The organism is Erwinia typographi, assembly GCF_000773975.1.
Taxonomy (GTDB): Bacteria; Pseudomonadota; Gammaproteobacteria; order Enterobacterales; family Enterobacteriaceae; genus Erwinia; species Erwinia typographi.
In genome coordinates, this window is record NZ_JRUQ01000069.1 from 12,116 (window position 1) to 30,276 (window position 18,161).

The 18,161-nt window shown below is 56.4% G+C and carries 17 protein-coding genes and 5 tRNA genes; 7 read left to right on the forward strand and 15 right to left on the reverse strand.

Features of this window, described 5'->3' with window-relative positions; translation table 11 throughout:
* The first annotated feature begins 62 nt into the window (after positions 1–62).
* Both NG99_RS22610 and rarD read left to right on the forward strand, forming a co-directional pair.
* The gene (locus NG99_RS22610) at positions 63–533 is read left to right on the forward strand and encodes a thioesterase family protein (RefSeq protein WP_034898093.1); all 471 of its coding nucleotides are present in this window, start codon (positions 63–65) and stop codon (positions 531–533) included.
* A gap of 65 nt (positions 534–598) precedes the next feature.
* The gene (gene rarD / locus NG99_RS22615) at positions 599–1,501 is read left to right on the forward strand and encodes an EamA family transporter RarD (RefSeq protein WP_034898095.1); all 903 of its coding nucleotides are present in this window, start codon (positions 599–601) and stop codon (positions 1,499–1,501) included.
* A gap of 54 nt (positions 1,502–1,555) precedes the next feature.
* Here the strand turns inward: rarD and corA are convergent, their stop codons facing one another.
* Positions 1,556–2,509 (reverse strand): magnesium/cobalt transporter CorA, encoded by a 954-nt coding sequence (gene corA, locus NG99_RS22620; protein ID WP_034898097.1) that lies wholly within the window; start codon positions 2,507–2,509, stop codon positions 1,556–1,558.
* 149 nt (positions 2,510–2,658) lie between these two features.
* Positions 2,659–2,715 carry a YsgD/CorL family protein gene (gene ysgD, locus NG99_RS30415; protein WP_371732180.1) on the reverse strand — a complete coding sequence of 19 codons (57 nt, stop codon included), beginning with the start codon at positions 2,713–2,715 and terminating at the stop codon, positions 2,659–2,661.
* 89 nt (positions 2,716–2,804) lie between these two features.
* Between ysgD and NG99_RS22625 the strand changes: the two genes are divergently transcribed.
* Positions 2,805–3,278, forward strand: a complete 474-nt coding sequence (locus tag NG99_RS22625) for a WbuC family cupin fold metalloprotein (RefSeq protein ID WP_034898099.1) — start codon at positions 2,805–2,807, stop codon at positions 3,276–3,278.
* Between the two features lie 36 nt (positions 3,279–3,314).
* Here NG99_RS22625 and uvrD read toward each other — a convergent pair whose 3' ends face one another.
* The 7 genes from uvrD to NG99_RS22660 form a co-directional block, all read right to left on the reverse strand.
* Positions 3,315–5,477, reverse strand: coding sequence for a DNA helicase II (uvrD, locus tag NG99_RS22630; protein WP_034898101.1), 2,163 nt, complete (start codon positions 5,475–5,477; stop codon positions 3,315–3,317).
* A 57-nt stretch (positions 5,478–5,534) separates the two neighbouring features.
* Positions 5,535–6,251 (reverse strand): 5-amino-6-(5-phospho-D-ribitylamino)uracil phosphatase YigB, encoded by a 717-nt coding sequence (gene yigB / locus NG99_RS22635; RefSeq protein WP_034898103.1) that lies wholly within the window; start codon positions 6,249–6,251, stop codon positions 5,535–5,537.
* Positions 6,251–7,159 (reverse strand): tyrosine recombinase XerC, encoded by a 909-nt coding sequence (gene xerC / locus NG99_RS22640; protein ID WP_034898105.1) that lies wholly within the window; start codon positions 7,157–7,159, stop codon positions 6,251–6,253. Before xerC ends, yigB begins: the two co-directional genes overlap by 1 nt.
* Positions 7,156–7,863, reverse strand: coding sequence for a DUF484 domain-containing protein (locus NG99_RS22645; protein WP_034898106.1), 708 nt, complete (start codon positions 7,861–7,863; stop codon positions 7,156–7,158). Before NG99_RS22645 ends, xerC begins: the two co-directional genes overlap by 4 nt.
* Complete coding sequence (gene dapF, locus NG99_RS22650) at positions 7,860–8,684, reverse strand: diaminopimelate epimerase (RefSeq protein ID WP_034898108.1); 825 nt, start codon at positions 8,682–8,684, stop codon at positions 7,860–7,862. The genes NG99_RS22645 and dapF overlap by 4 nt, the downstream gene beginning before the upstream one ends.
* Positions 8,685–8,711: 27 nt before the next feature.
* Complete coding sequence (gene lptM / locus NG99_RS22655; protein WP_034898110.1) at positions 8,712–8,948, reverse strand: LPS translocon maturation chaperone LptM; 237 nt, start codon at positions 8,946–8,948, stop codon at positions 8,712–8,714.
* 120 nt (positions 8,949–9,068) lie between these two features.
* A complete protein-coding gene (locus NG99_RS22660) occupies positions 9,069–11,624 on the reverse strand; it encodes a class I adenylate cyclase (RefSeq protein WP_034898113.1) in 2,556 nt (851 codons plus the stop codon).
* Positions 11,625–11,911: 287 nt separating this feature from the next.
* On the opposite strand from NG99_RS22660, the gene hemC reads away from it, so the two are divergent.
* From hemC to hemY, 4 genes are read left to right on the forward strand one after another with little or no spacing between them, the layout of a single operon-like run.
* On the forward strand, positions 11,912–12,853 hold the full coding sequence (hemC, locus tag NG99_RS22665; protein ID WP_034898115.1) for a hydroxymethylbilane synthase: 942 nt from the start codon (positions 11,912–11,914) through the stop codon (positions 12,851–12,853).
* The gene (hemD, locus tag NG99_RS22670) at positions 12,850–13,590 is read left to right on the forward strand and encodes a uroporphyrinogen-III synthase (RefSeq protein ID WP_034898117.1); all 741 of its coding nucleotides are present in this window, start codon (positions 12,850–12,852) and stop codon (positions 13,588–13,590) included. Before hemC ends, hemD begins: the two co-directional genes overlap by 4 nt.
* A gap of 23 nt (positions 13,591–13,613) precedes the next feature.
* Positions 13,614–14,744 carry a uroporphyrinogen-III C-methyltransferase gene (gene hemX, locus NG99_RS22675; protein ID WP_034898119.1) on the forward strand — a complete coding sequence of 377 codons (1,131 nt, stop codon included), beginning with the start codon at positions 13,614–13,616 and terminating at the stop codon, positions 14,742–14,744.
* Positions 14,745–14,746: 2 nt separating this feature from the next.
* Entirely contained in the window at positions 14,747–15,937 is a 1,191-nt protein-coding gene (hemY, locus tag NG99_RS22680; RefSeq protein WP_034898120.1) for a protoheme IX biogenesis protein HemY, read from the forward strand.
* Between the two features lie 681 nt (positions 15,938–16,618).
* Here hemY and NG99_RS22685 read toward each other — a convergent pair.
* The 6 genes from NG99_RS22685 to wecG form a co-directional block, all read right to left on the reverse strand.
* Positions 16,619–16,695: transfer RNA gene (locus tag NG99_RS22685), tRNA-Pro, on the reverse strand.
* A gap of 83 nt (positions 16,696–16,778) precedes the next feature.
* Positions 16,779–16,855 (reverse strand) — tRNA-Pro (locus NG99_RS22690).
* A 31-nt stretch (positions 16,856–16,886) separates the two neighbouring features.
* Positions 16,887–16,973 (reverse strand) — tRNA-Leu (locus tag NG99_RS22695).
* Positions 16,974–16,988: 15 nt separating this feature from the next.
* Positions 16,989–17,064: transfer RNA gene (locus tag NG99_RS22700), tRNA-His, on the reverse strand.
* Positions 17,065–17,131: 67 nt separating this feature from the next.
* Positions 17,132–17,208 (reverse strand) — tRNA-Arg (locus tag NG99_RS22705).
* A 180-nt stretch (positions 17,209–17,388) separates the two neighbouring features.
* Positions 17,389–18,126 (reverse strand): lipopolysaccharide N-acetylmannosaminouronosyltransferase, encoded by a 738-nt coding sequence (gene wecG / locus NG99_RS22710; protein ID WP_034898121.1) that lies wholly within the window; start codon positions 18,124–18,126, stop codon positions 17,389–17,391.
* Positions 18,127–18,161 lie beyond the last annotated feature (35 nt).

Below are 18,161 nucleotides of genomic sequence, written 5' to 3' on the forward strand. Positions count from 1 at the left end.
ACAAACTAAATCGCTCATCTGCTAAAGTAATTTGCTGTGTTTTCGTAAAGGATTATCCAAAAATGTCTGCTGTCCCTCTCAGTCAGGACGCCGCGCGCCGCCTGATCGGTGAAATTTTTGTGTATGATATGCCGTTTAACCGCGCGCTTGATCTACAGCTTGAGCGTTTGGAAGCGGATTACGCCGAGCTGAGCTTTGCCAATCAGACTCAACTGGTAGGCAATGCCGCTCAAAAAATTTTACATGGCGGTGTAATTGCCTCGGTGCTGGACGTGGCGGCTGGCCTGGTCTGTGTGACCAGCGCGCTGACTCGCCAGCAGAGCATCACGGAAGAAGAGCTTCGGCAGCGGCTGTCCCGCATGGGCACCATCGACCTGCGTGTGGATTATCTTCGTCCCGGACGCGGAGAGCGCTTTATCGCCACCAGCAGCCTGCTGCGGGGAGGCAATAAGGTCTCCGTAGCGCGTGTCGAGCTGCATAATGACGCGGGCGTTTATATCGCCAGCGCCACCGCCACCTATCTGACGGGCTAGTTTATGCGTCGCGACGACGTTGACTTACCCCTCCTGACTTAATCGATCCGTTGGAGCCCACTTACATGGACGCGCAGCAAACACGACAAGGGATTTTTTTTGCCCTCGGCGCCTATTTTATCTGGGGCATCGCCCCGGCCTATTTCAAGCTTATCCAACAGGTTGCGCCAGATGAAATCATGACGCACCGGGTTATCTGGTCATTCTTTTTTATGCTGTTACTGGTGAGCATCAGCCGCAACTGGGGAAAAGTGCGGCAGACGTTACAGCAGCCGAAAAAAGTCCTGCTGCTGGCGGTATCTGCGACGGTGATCTGTGCTAACTGGCTGACATTTATCTGGGCGGTGAATAATCAGCATATGCTCGAGGCCAGCCTGGGCTACTTTATTAATCCGTTGCTTAACGTCCTTGTCGGCATGGTGTTTTTGAAGGAGCGTTTTCGTCGGCTACAGTGGCTGGCGGTGGCGCTGGCGGCCTGTGGTGTGCTGATCCAACTGTGGAAGTTTGGCTCCGTGCCGATCATTGCCCTGAGCCTGGCCATCACCTTCTCTTTTTACGGACTGATACGTAAAAAGATTGGCGTGGATGCGCAAACCGGGATGCTGATCGAAACCAGCTGGCTGCTGCCGGTGGCCGCCATTTATCTGTTTGGCATAGCCGACAGCAGCACCAGTCACCTCAGCCAAAATCCTTTGTCGCTGAACCTGCTGCTGGTTGCCGCCGGAATCGTCACCACCATTCCGCTGATGCTGTTTACGGCAGCCTGTAGCCGCCTGCGGCTCTCCACCGTAGGCTTTTTCCAGTATCTTGGACCGACGCTGATGTTCCTGCTGGCGGTCGTTTTCTATGGTGAGCAGATGACGCCGGATAAAGCCGTTACCTTTAGCTTTATCTGGGTGGCGCTGGCGCTGTTTATTCTTGATGCGGTCTGGATGCTGAAACGCAGCAGACGACCCAGCCTGGCCTGATATTCTGGCATAAAAAAACCCCGTTAATGCGGGGTTCATTTTTTGAGGAGAGAGTTACAGCCAGTTTTTACGTTTAAAGTAGGCGTAAGGCGCCAGCCCGGCCAGGATCATTAGCGCAATAGCGCCCGGGTAGCCAAAGCTCCATTTCAGCTCAGGCATAAACTCAAAGTTCATCCCGTAGCTGGAAGCCACCAGCGTTGGTGGCAGGAACACCACGGAAACCACCGAGAAGATCTTGATGATGCGGTTCTGCTCAATGTTGATAAACCCCATCGCCGCCTGCATCAGGAAGTTAACCTTCTGGAACAGCGATTCGTTATGCGGCAGCAGAGATTCGATATCGCGCAGGATTTCACGCGCCTGCTCCAGCTGGTTGCCCGGCAGGCGCGTTTTGCGCACCAGGAAATTCAGCGCGCGCTGGGTATCCATCAGGCACAGACGTACTTTCCAGCCAATATCTTCCAGCTCCGCCAGCGTCGACAATGCGCCGTCAAACTCATCGCCCTGCTGACCTTCCATGATCACGCGGCTGAGCTTTTCCAGATCGCTGTAAATGTTTTCAATCTCGTCCGCCAGCTGTTCAATCTTGGTTTCGAACAGGTCCAGCAGCAGCTCATAGGCGTTGCCATCAATCAGGATCTGGTTGCGCGCGCGCATACGGTAAAGGCGAAACGCGGGCAGCTCACGCTCGCGCAGGGTATAAAGCCGTCCTTCGCGGATAGTGAAGGCCACCGTGGAGTTACCGGCGTGATCGTCCGCATCTTCATAAAAGAAAAAGGAGTGGATATGCAGACCGTCTTCGTCTTCAAAGAAACGGGCCGAGGCCTCGATATCTTCCAGCTCAGGACGGGTGGCCAGGCTCTGACCCAGCTCGGTCTGGACGCGCTCGCGCTCGGTATCGATCGGCTCAATCAGATCAACCCACACCGAGCTGGTCAGCTCATCGTCCGGTTCTTCCAGCTCAAGGCGGGTTAAGCGGCTGTCAGCCAGTTTAAATGCGCTCAGCATTGCTGTACTCCCAATTCACAGTCACAAAATGGGACGAAGCGCTTGCACACGGGAAACAGAAGTTTCAGTCAGCAACAAAACCTGACTCAAAGCGACGGCATAATGAGGTCGCCAACAACCACGAAGGCTATCGGCAAAGGAGGATAGCCTTAGGAGTTGTACCTGCTTTGCAGGTCAATGAGCCAGTATGTACTGGGTGTGTCCAAGGCGAATGTCCTCTTAGGGTAATGGTGCGCGCATGTTACGCTGTGCTGAAAATGGCGTCAACAGCAACCCCCTGAGAATAAGGACCAGCATGAAACAGATCGCCCGTTCGGACCTCCGCAGCATGAGTGAGCAGGCAGCAAACGCCGTTCGGCTACGCTCGCACCGCACGTTACATGAAGAACTTAGCGACCCGGTACAGCGCCTTGCCATTGCCATGGAGCCGGGAACCTATATCCGTCCTCATCGCCATCCGCAAACGTGGGAATTGCTCACGCCGTTAAAGGGACGCTTTGTGGTACTTCAGTTTGACGAGAGCGGTAAAGTCACGCAGCGAACGCTGCTCGGCGATGAGGTGCTGGTGCAGGAGATGCCCGCTTTCACCTGGCACGCGGTGCTGTCGCTCGATGAAGGCGGTGTGATTTTTGAAGTGAAGCACGGTCCCTATCAGGCCTTAACGGAAGAGGATTGCCAGCAGTGGGCGCCTCCGGAGGGCGGTGAAGGGACGAAAGAAGTGATGGCCTGGTACGCGACGGCTAAACCCGGCGAGCGCTTTCCTGGTTGATGTAGCCGGAGGCCGCACCGGCCTCCGCATGACAAATCACACCGTTTCCAGCTTCACATAAGCGGCCACCAGCCACTTGATGCCCTGGCCCTGAAACGCCACCTGAAGTCGGCTGTGCTCACCGCTGCCTTCGAGATTAACGATAGTGCCTTCGCCAAATTTGGCATGACGAACCCGCTGCCCGAGAGCAAAACCGCTGTCGTTCTGCGCCAGCGGCGTGCCCATCCGCTGATGATTAACCGGGCGGCTGACGCTGGCCCGCAGGCGAACTTCTTCTACGCACTCCACCGGCAGCTCGCCGATAAAGCGGGAAGGACGGTGGCTGACCTCTTTACCATACAGGCGGCGGGTTTCAGCATAGGTAAGCGTCAGCTTCTGCATTGCTCGCGTTACGCCAACGTAGGCCAGACGGCGCTCTTCTTCCAGCCTGCCGCCTTCGTCCAGGGACATCTGGCTGGGGAACATGCCCTCTTCCATCCCGACGATAAAGACCTGAATAAACTCCAGGCCTTTGGCGGCATGCATGGTCATCAGCTGCACCGCGTCCTGCCACTTATCCGCCTGCCCCTCGCCTGCTTCCAGCGCGGCGTGAGACAGGAAAGCCTGTAGCGGCAGCAGATCTTCGTCTTCGTCCTGATAGCTGTACTGGCGAGTGGCGTTTACCAGCTCTTCAAGGTTCTCAATACGGGCCTGACCCTTCTCGCCCTTCTCCTGGTCGTACATCAGCCACAGGCCTGAATCTTTGATCACCCGATCGGTCTGCACATGCAGCGGCAACTCGCTGGTTTCCTGCGCCAGAGCATCCACCAGCTCGGTGAAACGCTGCAATGCGGCAGCGGCACGCCCTGCCAGCGCTTTTTCCTGAAGCAAAACGCGGGTGCTCTGCCATAACGTCAGCTGACGTTCGCGCGCCGTTTGCCGCACCACATCCAGCGTGCGGTCGCCGATACCACGGGTCGGCGTGTTCACCACGCGCTCAAACGCAGCGTCATCGTTGCGGTTGGCTATCATCCGCAGATAAGCCAGCGCGTCCTTGATTTCCTGACGCTCAAAGAAGCGCTGGCCGCCATAAATACGGTAAGGCATGCTGGTTTGCAGCAGCGCCTCTTCCAGCACGCGAGACTGGGCGTTACTGCGGTAAAGTATGGCGCAGTCTTTTAGCGCGCCGCCGCCTTCCATCCACACTTTGATGCGATTGACCACAAAGCGCGCTTCATCCAGCTCGTTGAACGCGCAGTAAATCGAGATCGGTTCGCCGTCGCTGCCGTCCGTCCACAGCTCTTTGCCCAGACGGCCATTGTTATTGGCTATCAGGGTATTGGCCGCTTTCAGTATGTTATTGGTGGAGCGGTAATTCTGCTCAAGGCGAATAGTCTCAGCGCCTTTGAAATCGGTGAGGAAGCGCTGGATATTCTCAACCTGGGCGCCGCGCCAGCCGTAAATAGACTGGTCGTCATCGCCCACGATGATCACCTTGCCGGTATCCCCGGCCAGCATACGAATCCAGGCATACTGAATGTTGTTGGTATCCTGGAACTCGTCCACCAGCACGTTGGTAAAACGCTCGCGATAGTGATTGAGGATATGCGGTTTGTTAAGCCACAGCTCGTGCGCGCGCAGCAGCAGCTCGGCGAAATCGACCAGGCCTGCGCGATCGCACGCTTCCTGATACGCCTGATAGATACGCAGCCAGGTTTGCTCAACCGGGTTGCCGTAGCTCTCGATATTCCCTGGCCTCAGCCCTTCGTCTTTCTTGCCGTTGATGTACCACATCGCCTGACGGGCGGGCCACTGCTTGTCATCCAGATTCATCGCTTTAATCAGGCGCTTCAGCAGCCGCAGCTGATCTTCACTGTCCAGAATTTGAAAGTCCTGCGGCAGATTGGCATCAAGATGGTGCGCCCGCAGCAGGCGATGCGCGAGGCCGTGGAACGTACCGATCCACATGCCGCCCTGGCTGGTGCCGATCAACTGCTCGATGCGGTGACGCATTTCCGCCGCGGCTTTGTTGGTGAAGGTCACCGCCATGATCGAGTAAGGAGAGCAATTTTCAACCGCCATCAGCCAGGCAATGCGATGCACCAGCACGCGGGTTTTACCGCTGCCAGCCCCTGCCAGCACCAGCAAATTGCTGCGCGGCGCGGCAACGGCCTCGCGTTGTTTGTCATTCAAGCTGTCTAGCAGGTCAGAAACGTCCATAGGCACCGTCAGCAAAAGGGGAGCGCCGGGCGCCCCACTGGATATTTAACCAGTCTATTATATCAGCGCAGTCAGCGATGCCAACTGCGAAATTTCAAGAGTGGGAAGCAGGCGGGAGTCGCTGATGTGCATCAGGTTGCCATTATGCAGGTTGATCCAGCAGGCCTGCATACCGCAGCTCACAGAGCCAGCCACGTCGGTGGTCAAATCATCACCCACATGCAGAATGCTTTCCAGCGGCAGGTTGAGCTTCTCTGCCGCCGCGTGATACATATCGTGATAAGGCTTAGCGCGGCCATCCGGTCCGGCGCGCAGGATAAATTTGAAATACTTATCCAGGCCAAACAGGTGCGGCTCGGCGTTGCCGTTGGTGATCGCCACCAGCGGAATACGTTCGGCCAGCGCGGCCAGCGTCCGGTGCGTCTCTTCAGGGATGTCAATCTGACTACGCCAGTGGGCAAAGTTCGTCATCACCGCGCGCGATCCCTTATCGGCCTCCTCTGTGGTCAGGCCGACGTTCAGCATCGCCAGCTCTACCGCACGGCGACGCCATTCACTGACATCATGGTAGATCTCCGGCTCCTGCTCCCGCAGGCTGTCGCGCAGCTGCTGGTAGTGCGCCACGCTGAACTGGCTTAACGCCGGGTGATAAGACTGGAGGAAAGCGTGGGACTCTTCAGTGGTGCGACGAATGACCGGAGAGTTGTCATACAGCGTATCGTCTAAATCAAAGGTCATCGCCGCGACGGGCCGCAGCGGACGGTAAAAGTGCATCAGGATTTTCCTCGTTTGGCACGGGGATGGGCAGCATCGTAAACCGACGCCAGGTGTTGGAAGTCAAGATGGGTATAAATCTGGGTGGTGCTGAGGTTGGCATGGCCCAGCAGCTCCTGTACGGCCCGGAGGTCGCCACTCGATTCGAGCATATGCGTGGCAAAAGAGTGGCGCAGCTTGTGCGGATGAATATGGCTCGAAACGCCCTGCTTTATCCCCCACTCGGCAAAACGCTTCTGTACATTGCGGGCTGACATGCGCTTACCGTACTTAGAGAGAAACACCGCCTGATCTTCCGGCGCGAAAAACTCACGCATTTCCAGCCAGTGCTCCAGCCACTGCACGGCCGTACGCCCCACCGGCAGGCGACGTTCTTTGCTGCCCTTTCCCGTCACCCAGACTTCGCCAGAGGCTAAATCCAGATGTCCGATATCAATCCCCACCAGCTCGGAAAGGCGCAGCCCCGCGCCGTACATCACTTCCAGCATCGCACGGTCGCGCACCGCCAGCGGGTCGTTCAGATCGATATCCAGCAGGCGGCTAACTTCATCCACATCAATATTTTTTGGCAGATGACGAGGAGCGCGCGGCGTCGCCACCCCTTTTGCCGGATTCGCTTTCAACGCGCCCTGGCTGATTTGCCAGTCGAGAAAGCTACGCAGCGCAGAAAGGCGCAGCGCCAGGCTGGCCGGTTTCAGGCCGCCACGACGGCTGCGGGCCGCCAGCGAACGCACCTGGGCTGCATCCAGCTTATCCCAGGCCTCAAGCTTCATCTCGGTCAGTAAAGCGATGCAGGCGGTAAGCTGGCGTTGATAGTTAGTCTGGGTCAGCGGACTGAGCTGACGCTCGACTTTCAGATAGCGCAGGAAGCTCTCTACGGCAGGCTGTAGAGGCGAGTCGCTGCTCATGCGCGTTCGACCCAGCGCGTCAGCAGTTCAGGCAGCATCTGCGACAGGTGCTGCAAAAGCACGGTTCCCATGCCTGACTGGTAGTGCTGGCTGTCACGACTGCTGAAGATCAGCACGCCGAGCTCGCCCTGTTCGCCCATCAGCGACATCGCTACCGAGCCAATCGCTTTAGCCTGAGGCAGCAGCAGCAGCAGTTCAGGGCCGTTGAGGTTCCCGAGATAGTGCTGCTGTTTGCCCAGCCGCTGAATACGAATGGATTCGAACGCGTGGCGGGAAAGCGCCAGCTGGGTGAAGTCCGATGGCGCGCCAACGCGCCATTTTTCACTGAACAGGCGGACGTTGGCCCCGGCCAGCCCCAGATCTCTCGCCCAGCGGTGCAGGCGATTCAGCATATCATGCAGGCTGTCGGCGCTGGCCAGACGCGCCTGCAGGGAAAGCAGACGGTCAAACAGCTGCTGATTGGCGCTGGCCTGCTCCATCAGCAGGGTGATTTCTTCTTCCAACTGGGTGATATGGTTGCGCTGACGCGCCAGCTGCCACTCCACCAGAGAGACTGTTCCGCGAACCGGATGCGGCACCAGCATCTGCTCAACCTGGCGGGCATTGCGGATAAAGAAGTCTGGATTTTGCAGCAGGAACTCGCTGACTGCTCGATCGTCCAGCAGCAGATCGCTGGTCGCCTGTTGTTCCCCGACATTTTTCATAAATGAATAAACCCGTCATAAACGTGAGTGGCTGGGCCGGTCATATACAGCGGATGCCCCGGACCTTTCCAGGCAATGTTTAAGCTGCCGCCAGGCAGATCGACGCGTACTTTTTCCGCCAGCAGCGCCTGCTGGATCCCTACGGCAACCGCCGCACAGGCGCCGCTTCCGCAGGCCTGGGTTTCGCCCGCGCCGCGCTCGTAGACGCGCAGGCGGATGTGTTCGCGGCTGACCACTTCCATAAAACCGACATTAACGCGCTCGGGAAAGCGGTCGTGGCTTTCCAGCACCGGGCCCAGGCTTTCAACCAGCGCGGTTTTTACGCTCTCGACCTGTAACACGCAGTGCGGATTGCCCATCGAAACCACGCCGCACATTATCGTCTGTTCAGCAACCCGCATCAGGTACAGATTCTCGGCCTTGTTGGCGCGGAATGGCACCTGCTGAGGCTCAAAATTGGGTTCGCCCATGTTGACGCACACCAGTTCATCCTGCGTCACGCTGAGCACCATACGGCCAGTCTGCGTACTGACACGAATCTCACTTTTATTAGTCAGACCTTTGAGCCGCACAAAGCGGGCAAAGCAGCGCGCGCCGTTGCCGCACTGAGCCACTTCACTCCCATCGGCATTAAAGATGCGATAGTGGAAGTCGAGATCGGGATCGTACGGAGGTTCCACGATCAGCAGTTGATCGAAGCCGACCCCCAGATGACGATCCGCCAGACGCCGGATCAGCTCTGGAGAAAAATAGACGTTTTGCGTCACGGCATCGACCACCATAAAGTCATTGCCCAGACCGTGCATTTTGGAGAACTGCATTTTTGGCTCCAACGAGTGCGTCATAGTTTACTGAGCCGATTGCGCGTCCGGTTCGGTGGTGCTCGTCCCGCTCTGCGTGTCATTCTGAGCTGGCGTAGTGTCAGAGCCAGTCTCCGTAGTCTTCCCGGAGCGGCTATCAGTAGCCGGCGTGGTTTGCTGCTTTGGCTTCTCCTGCGGCGGGAAATACAGAGGTCCTTTCAGTCCGCAACCGGCCAGGCTGGCCACAGCCAGCACCAGCGCCATCCGGCAAATCATTTTGTTCATGCTTGTTCTGCTCGTTATTGATGCCTGTTGGTTGCCTATCATCGCAGGTGAAGGACTAAAAGCAACAGGAAAAGCTGATCTCATGTCGTAGCCAGCGGCGGAAAGCTCTCCGCTGCCGCATCAATGCATTTGATAGCGTTGGGCGTAGTCACCGCCAGCATCGTTATCCGAAACGGTGGCGCACAGCTGAGCCAGCGTCTGGCTGCGGAAAGGGATAACCTGGAAGCGCCCGTCAACGTTCACAATCTGATAGAACTGCGGCAGATTGAAGTTGATAAAGCTGGAACCGTAGGTGAAGCGGTCATGCGAGGAGGAGTAGAAGCGGCTAACGTCACGCACCAGCTCTTCTTTGCTGCCTTCACAGTGGTGATAAATTTCTACCCGGTTGGTCTCATCCAGAATATAAATATTAAAGCCGCGATCGTCTTTCGTATCTTCAAAGAAGAACTGAATGATCCCTTCGCTGGCATAGCCGTTGACCACGGCTGGCAGGCGCGTCTGATCGGTTTCAACCTTGATCGACAGGCCGTGTAATTTGTTGTTGGAAATCGCTCCGTAAAACTCGACGGCATTCTCCAGCTTCTGCACCGACACGCTCAGCCGCTCAAAGAACAGCCCCCAAGTCTGGCCCGCAACGCGTACTGCTTTAAAGCGCCCCGGCTCCTGACGCGTGCTGGAAAGGCGCAGCTCAATACATTCTGACACCAGTTGCTGGACGCGGGTGCGGATCAGCCCACGCAGATGCTGGCTGTAGCAGAACACCTCAACGGAATCCGGCGGCGCGGCATCCTGATGCATTTTGCCCAGGATGGTTTTTAACCCTTCAATCATCGCCTGCTCGCCGTTGAAATGCAGCGTTCGCACTTCGTTCCACGAATTGCGATACAGCAGGTCGATGCTGCCGATCAGACACTGTTGCTGCTGGCCGAAGCTGAAGACGTCCAGCTTACGGAAGTCAAAATGCACCACCTGATTACGGAAGGCCGCCGTTGGGTCATATTCCAGATTGACGATAATCGCCAGATGGCGAATTTCACACGGGCTGTAGAGCGCTTTTGGCGTTGGCGACGGTACGCGCAGCGGGAAGTGATGCGAAACGTCCGCAACCAGCTCCTGTAGCCTTGCCAGATCGCAGATTTCATTACCTTTAATGTGCAGCCGCGTTTTGCTGGTCAACAGGCCGTTAAACCAGGCCCAGGCCACCAGCTTGTTCAGATAGCGGTTATATTCCAGCGGCTGATGGCTGATGATCGACTGCATATCCGGCGACTGATTATAGAGATACCAGCCGGCGCGGTTCGCGCGGCCATGAGGCACATGGATAAAGGTCAAATGGGATTCGGAGAGATCGGGCGAAATCTGCGGGTTGACCAGCGTGACCTTCCCCGGCAGCGCTTCAAAAGCGGCATACAGTTTGCGGGTCAGAACGCCGATATCCTGCGGACTGGCGCTGACGCTTAAATTGTTGCGACGGGCGAAGCGGATCAGGTTGCGATAACTCTGCATCATCGCATCCAGCAGTTCATTGTGCGCCTCACGCACGCGCTCAATTTTCCAGTCGGCGCGGCTATCTAAAATCGCAATCCGCTCGGCATCCCAACCCCAGTCCGTCACCAGCTGATGAAGAATTTCACGACGCCAGCCGGACTTACCGTTATCTACCGACAGCTTTTCGCAAACTTTCAAATAGAAACATCGGCGTACCAGGTCCAGCCTGGCATGATCGTCAATGCTGGTCAGATAGTGGGTCACCCTTTCCAGCATCATACAGTAGGGATCGAGGCCGTAGCAGACGATTTCGCCGTCGTGCAGGCGCTGCTTGATGTCCATCGCCAACAGCTGGGTACTGGGGTATTCCCAGGAGTAGGCTTCCAGCAGCAGGGTTTTCAGCACCGCTTTATAGGGAGAGTCGATACTTTTATAGAGCTGCCACAGGCTGGCGCCGAAATACTCCTCGGCGGAAAGCGTATCAAGGCCGCCCAGATCCAGCCATTCGTTCGGGGTTAATACACCCTTTTGATACAGCGACATGACGTAGTCGTCGTAATGCTCTTCTTCTTCACCCGGCACCATATTCCACAGAATGCGCTTGCCAGCCAGGCGAACCGCCGTCCGGTAAAACTCATCCAGCAGCAAAATGTGCTGCGTGGAGCCGCAGTCTTCCCCGCCAAGGCTGCCGCTTTCATTGTGGCGGAAGCGGTTTTCATCGATCAGGAAGAAGCTGACCTCGACGCCCATCGAGGCACACCATTTTTGCAGCAGGGTGCATTTTTTTTGCAGGCTCAGGCGCTCTTCGTTATCCAGCCAGGACTGATGGCAGACCCAGATATCAAGGTCAGAAGTAAGGTTTTGCCCGACGGAAGAGGTGCTGCCCATCGAATAGACGCCGGTAATTGGCAGCTCGCCCTGGGGCGGAATAGCGGCAACAGATCCAGATTTCCTTTCTAAATCATTGAGATAGTTCGTTTGGTTTTCATCAGACGTGTAAAAGCTGATGCCATGTGGAACGTTACCCTCAAGGTAACCCGGCATCAGCGGATGATGATAATGTAATAAGGTTGGCAGCAGACTGTAGACCTGTTGGAACGAAGGCCCCATAGCAGCCAGAGCGCGATCTACGCGCAGCTGGTTAATGGCATCCAGTCTCTGTTTCAGTGTCTCTATGTAGAGGTACAAGACGTCTCGCCTGATTATCCCAGTGCTGAAAAAAAACCCTGTTCCCGAAACTCGCCGCTTGATTTAAAAATAGTCGTGCGAATTATTGCTGGAAACGTGATCAATCTAACACCTGGCAGATTGACCGTAAAGAAAGTTGCGCTACACAACAGTTTAGCACGTTTTACGATCGCCCTATTCAAAGATCCCTGAATCCGCCTTCTCCCTGCCGTTTAGCTCAGTGGAAACTGACAGCATTCCCGTATCAATGATAGGATAATCAGTGAACGATCAAAACGGTATGAAGCATGTTAGACAAAATTTTAAGAATTGCTACCAGGCAAAGCCCGCTTGCGCTCTGGCAGGCACATTATGTTCAACAGCGTCTGATGGCTTGCCATCCGGGGCTTCGCGTCGATCTGGTGCCGATGGTGACCAGGGGAGACGTGATCCTGGATACGCCGCTGGCGAAGGTCGGCGGCAAAGGTTTGTTCGTCAAAGAGCTGGAGCTGGCGATGCTCTCCGATCGTGCGGATATTGCCGTTCATTCGATGAAAGACGTGCCGGTGACGTTCCCTGAAGGATTGGGACTGGTCACCATCTGCGAGCGTGACGATCCGCTGGATGCCTTTGTTTCTAATCAATACGACTCGGTTGACGCTCTGCCTCAGGGGGCCGTAGTAGGCACTTCGAGCCTGCGCCGTCAGTGCCAGTTAAGCGCTCGTCGTCCCGATTTGGTGATACGTTCCCTCCGTGGCAACGTCGGCACCCGCCTGAGTAAACTGGATGCCGGAGAGTATGACGCCATTATCCTGGCGGTAGCTGGACTTAAGCGTCTGGGGCTGAGCGACCGCGTTCGCTATGCCATGCCTGCGGAAGAGTCTCTGCCTGCGGTTGGACAGGGGGCGGTCGGCATTGAGTGCCGCCTGGATGATAGCCAGACTATTGCGCTGCTCTCGGCCCTTAATGATGAAGATACGGCCGTGCGCGTGAAGGCTGAACGGGCAATGAACACCCGCCTTGATGGCGGCTGTCAGGTACCGATCGGCAGTTTTGCGCTGCTTCAGGGTGACGAACTGTGGCTACGCGGCCTGGTCGGATCGCCGGACGGCAAAGAGCTGATTCGGGGCGAGCGTCGTGGGCCAAGGACCGATGCCGAAAAAATGGGGATCTCTCTGGCAGAAGAGCTGCTGAATAACGGCGCTCGTGAAATTCTGGCGGAAGTTTATCAGGGGAATCCGCCTGAATGAGTATCCTGGTAACCCGTCCGGCACCGGCTGCCGAAGAGCTGGTCAGTCGTTTACGCCTGCAGGGACGGGTTGCCTGGTCAATGCCGCTGATTGAATTTACGCCGGGTATCGATCTCGACAGCCTGCCCGCCCAACTGGCCACGCTACGCCCCGATGACCTGGTTTTTATCCTGTCCCAACATGCGATTCATTACGCGCAGCCAGCGATGATGCGAGCAAATTCCACCTGGCCCGCCAGCTTGAACTATTATGCTATTGGCCGGACAACGGCGCTCGCGCTTCACGCCGCCAGCGGGCTTGACGTTGTCTGGCCTCACGAGCGTGAAACCAGTGACGTACTGATACGATTACCCGCGCTCCAGCAGATTGCCGGCAAGCGGGCGCTGATCCTCAGAGGCAACGGCGGGCGCGAGCTGCTTGCGGAAACCTTGCAAGCTCGCGGCGCTTCTGTACAGTTTGCTGAGTGCTATCAACGCTGTGCAAAAATCTATCAGGGTTCGGTTGAAGGTCGCCGCTGGCGAGATCGGCAGATTGATACGCTGGTGGTGACCAGCGGTGAAATGCTGCAACAGCTTTATTCGCTATTCCCCGAGATCGATCGTGAGGAATGGCTTCTGCACTGCCGACTGATTGTCGTCAGTGAACGTTTGGCTACCCGCGCCAGGGAACTGGGATGGCGCAACATCACGGTAGCCGATGGTGCCGATAACGACGCGTTGCTGCGCGCGTTACGCTAAACTTAAATATGGGATGTGCCACAATGACGGAACAAAAAGATTCCTCCGCCATGGTTGAAGAAACCACCCCAGCGGTTGAGACCACTACAGCAGAACAAAAACCCCGCCACAAGCCGAGGAATACTGGCACCGCGTTGGGCGTTCTGGCTATAGCGATCGCGCTGGCGACAGGCGTTGGACTTTATATAAATGGTAAACACCAGGCTCAACAGCAGGCCGCGGCTAACCAGACGCTGGCAAATCAACTTTCCGACCTGCAGCAGCAGGCCAACAGCGACAAGCAGACGCTGGTTCAGCAGTTGGAAACGCAAACCCGCGCGTTAGACACCGCGCGCCAGCAGCAAACGGCCATGAGCCAGCAGCTTGACGAGCTGAAAGAAAAAGTCGCTACCATTTCTGGCAACGATGCCCATACCTGGCTGCTGGCTCAGGCAGACTACCTGGTGAAGCTGGCCGGTCGCAAATTATGGAGCGATCAGGATGTCACCACCGCCGCCGCCCTACTGAAAAGCGCCGATCAGAGCCTGGCCGATATGAATGACCCCAGCCTGATCGAAGTCCGCCGCGCCCTTACTCAGGATATCAGCAGCCTGTCGGCCGTCAGCCAGGTGGACTATGACGGTATTATTCTCAAGCTGAATCAGCTTTCCAACGGCGTTGATAACCTGCGCATTGCGGATAACGACAGCGATGGCAACCCGATGGACGAAGACAGCAGCGAGCTCTCCTCTTCGCTGCGCGAGTGGCGGCAGAATCTGGTGAAAAGCTGGCATAATTTTATGGATGATTTCATTACCATCCGCCGCCGTGATACCACCGCGGAACCGCTGCTGGCGCCTAATCAGGATGTTTATCTGCGTGAAAACATCCGTTCACGCCTGCTGATTGCCGCTCAGGCAGTGCCTCGCCATCAGGACCCCATTTACAAACAGTCTATCGACACCGTTTCCAGCTGGGTACGGGCGTGGTTTGATGCCAACGATCCGGCGACCAAAGCGTTCCTCAGTCAGCTTGACGATCTGAGCCAGCAAAGCGTGTCGATGGACGTGCCGGACTCGCTACAGAGCCAGCCGCTGCTTGATAAGCTGATGCAAACGCGCGTGCGCAACCTGCTGGCTCAGCCCAGTGCCGGGCAACAGCAGCAGGGAGAATAAGCATGCTTAAAGTCCTGATTCTGTTCCTTTTGCTGATTGCTGGCGTGGTGCTTGGCCCTCTGCTTGCAGGCCACCAGGGTTACGTCCTGATCCAGACCGATAACTGGAATATTGAAACCAGCGTGACCGGCCTGACGATTATTCTGCTGCTGTCGCTGATCGTGATTCTGGCCGTGGAATGGCTGCTGCGTCGCCTGCTGCGCACCGGCGTCAGAACGCGCGGCTGGTTCACCGGCCGCAAGCGCAGCCGCGCCCGCAAACAGACCAATGCGGCGCTGGTTAAGCTCGCCGAAGGGGATTATCGCCAGGTTGAGAAACTGCTCTCGCGTAATGCCGATCACGCTGAACAACCGGTAGTGAACTATTTGCTGGCCGCGGAAGCTGCCCAGCAGCGCGGTGACGAGATTCGCGCTAACCAGCATCTTGAACGCGCAGCCGAACTGGCTGGTTCTGACCAGCTACCGGTCGAAATCACCCGCGTGCGCATTCAGCTGGCGCGCAATGAAGATCACGCGGCACGGCACGGCGTGGATCGTCTGCTGGAAGTAGCTCCTCGCCATCCTGAAGTGCTGCGGCTGGCAGAACAGGCCTACATCCGCACCAGTGCCTGGAGCGCTTTGCTGGACATCCTGCCTGCCATGGAGAAATCCCAGGTCTCCGATGCCACGCATCGCCTGGCGCTTCAGCAGGAAGCCTGGCTGGGGTTGATGAACCAGGCCATGGCAGACCAGGGCAGCGAGGGATTAAAACGTTGGTGGCAGGACCAGAGCCGCAAAACGCGTCATGAAACGGCTCTTCAGGTCGCCATGGCGGACCATCTGATTGTCTGTGACGATCACGATACGGCACAGGAAATCGTGCTGGATGGCCTGAAGCGTGCCTACGATGAGCGTCTGATCCTACTGATGCCGCGCCTTAAGACCGGCAATCCGGAGCAGCTTGAGAAGGCGCTGCGTCAGCAAATTAAGCAGCATGGCGCTACGCCGCTGCTACACAGTACGCTGGGACAGCTGCTAATGAAGCACGGCGAGTGGGAGCAGGCTGCCGAAGCGTTCAGAGAGGCGCTGAGACAGCGTCCTGATGCGTTTGACTACGCCTGGCTGGCCGATACGTTGGATCGTCAGAACAAACCGGAAGAGGCCGCTCAGATGCGACGTGATGGATTGCTGCTGACCCTGAAGAACGCGCCGTAAATCGGCTTCACCTCATAAAACGAAACCGGGCCTTGCGCCCGGTTTTTTTATTGCCGGCCCCCGGCACCGGCGCACGGTTTGCGCCCAGGTAGCCTGACCATCAGCCAAAAAAAACACCTGCCGGTCCGGCAGGTGTAAAAGATCAGGTCGGTAAGACAATTTGGCTGATACCTGACTCAACGTAATGTCCCTGGACTCCAGTAAGGCCGCAGCGATACTGGCGGGTGGACAACAGGTATCGTAAAGGGCTCTGCATCATTCCCGGGTTTATGAAGCTTACGCAAACATAAGGGGTTGGAATGAGCATCTACCTGTGGAGTATTGCAGGCCGCGTGCCAACTCTTATAAAAAGCAGTAAAAACTCAATAACACATTGATATATATAATTTTGACAAAAAACGCCGTTCACTTCGCCTTTCCGCTGCGTAGCCCTTTAGCGACAAAAGCCGCTGGAGACGTCGCTGATTAACGACAGTGAAAATCAAGTTCAGTAAACACCCGAAATAACAATGCGTTATACGTCTCTGAACGGAGACAAAGCGCAAAAAATGGTGAATCAGCCGGGATAACGCGCAGCATCACATCAGATTGGGGAAGTAACTGCCGTAAAACGCAAAATCAGAGAGGGAAAAGATGGGGAGTAGAATGCAAAAAACCCCGCCTGAGCGGGGTTTTCTAAATTGGTCGGCGAGAGAGGATTCGAACCTCCGACCCACTGGTCCCAAACCAGTTGCGCTACCAAGCTGCGCTACTCGCCGAATACTGCCGGTACTGATTTACTGCTACTGCTCAGATCCTCAGACCTTAAGCAACAAAACCTGCCTCAGCAAGTTTTTGAAATTGGTCGGCGAGAGAGGATTCGAACCTCCGACCCACTGGTCCCAAACCAGTTGCGCTACCAAGCTGCGCTACTCGCCGAACACTGCATCACTCAATTATTGATTTTGTATGGTGCGAAGAGAGGGACTTGAACCCTCACGTCCGTAAGAACACTAACACCTGAAGCTAGCGCGTCTACCAATTCCGCCACCTTCGCATACATGACAAAATCTGGGGTGGCTAATGGGACTCGAACCCACGACAACTGGAATCACAATCCAGGGCTCTACCAACTGAGCTATAGCCACCACATCTACTGCTGTACTCTTTACTAACGCGGTATCTCTACCGCCGCAACTCCTGCGCGCAAATAAATGGTGCGCCCGACAGGATTCGAACCTGAGACCTCTGCCTCCGGAGGGCAGCGCTCTATCCAGCTGAGCTACGGGCGCGTAGCGCCGTTGCGGATGGGCATACTACGTACTTGAGCCGATCCTGTCCAGTGCTTTTTATCACTAAACATCGCGTTTGATTACGCTTTGTGCGTTCTGTCTAAACGACGAACGTTTTCACCCGGATTAACGCAGTAAAGGCTTGCTTTCCCGGCAGCTACCCGCGGCCAAAGCGCAAAATTAGAGATCGCCGCGCAGGTGATAGTGCAGGTATTTCAGCAGCCTGAGCTGGCGGCGCAGGCGCGAGGGCTGCGAAATAAGCCGGTAAAGCCACTCCAGCCCCATTTTCTGCCAGATCCTGGGGGCACGCCTTACGTGCCCAGTAAATACGTCATAGGTTCCCCCTACGCCCATATAGAGGGCCTGAGGCCAGACCGCCTTGCAGTCTCGCATCAGGATCTCCTGGCGGGGAGAGCCCATGGCTACCGTAACAATCTTTGCCCCGCTCGCCGCAATGCGTGCAAACAACGCCTCGCGATCCGCCGGGGCAAAATAGCCATCCTGAGATCCGACGATGTTTACGTTCCACTGGCGGCGAAGCTTCTCTTCCGTTTGTGACAGCACGCTGGGTCTGCCGCCAATCAGGAAAACGGGCGTCCCTTCACGTCCGGCTCGCTCCATCAGCCCTTCCCAAAGATCGGCCCCGGCGATGCGCGCAAGATCTGCCTGCGGATATTTTTTGCGGACAGAGCGCACAATGCTGATGCCGTCGGCGTACTTAAATTCCGCCTCATCTATCAGTTGACGGATCTCCGGCTGGCTCTCTGCGGTCAGCACCTTCTCCGCATTAATAGCCACCAGCGTGCCGGTCCTCAAAGCGCTCCCCTGATAGAGGTAGTCGAGAAAGGCAGCCATATCGCGAAAGCCCAGCAGCGTGAAGCCACGGATCTGGTATTGCGGTGCAGCATCCACAATCATTTCCTTAAGGTAAAGTGCAGCAAATCGAGCCCGCA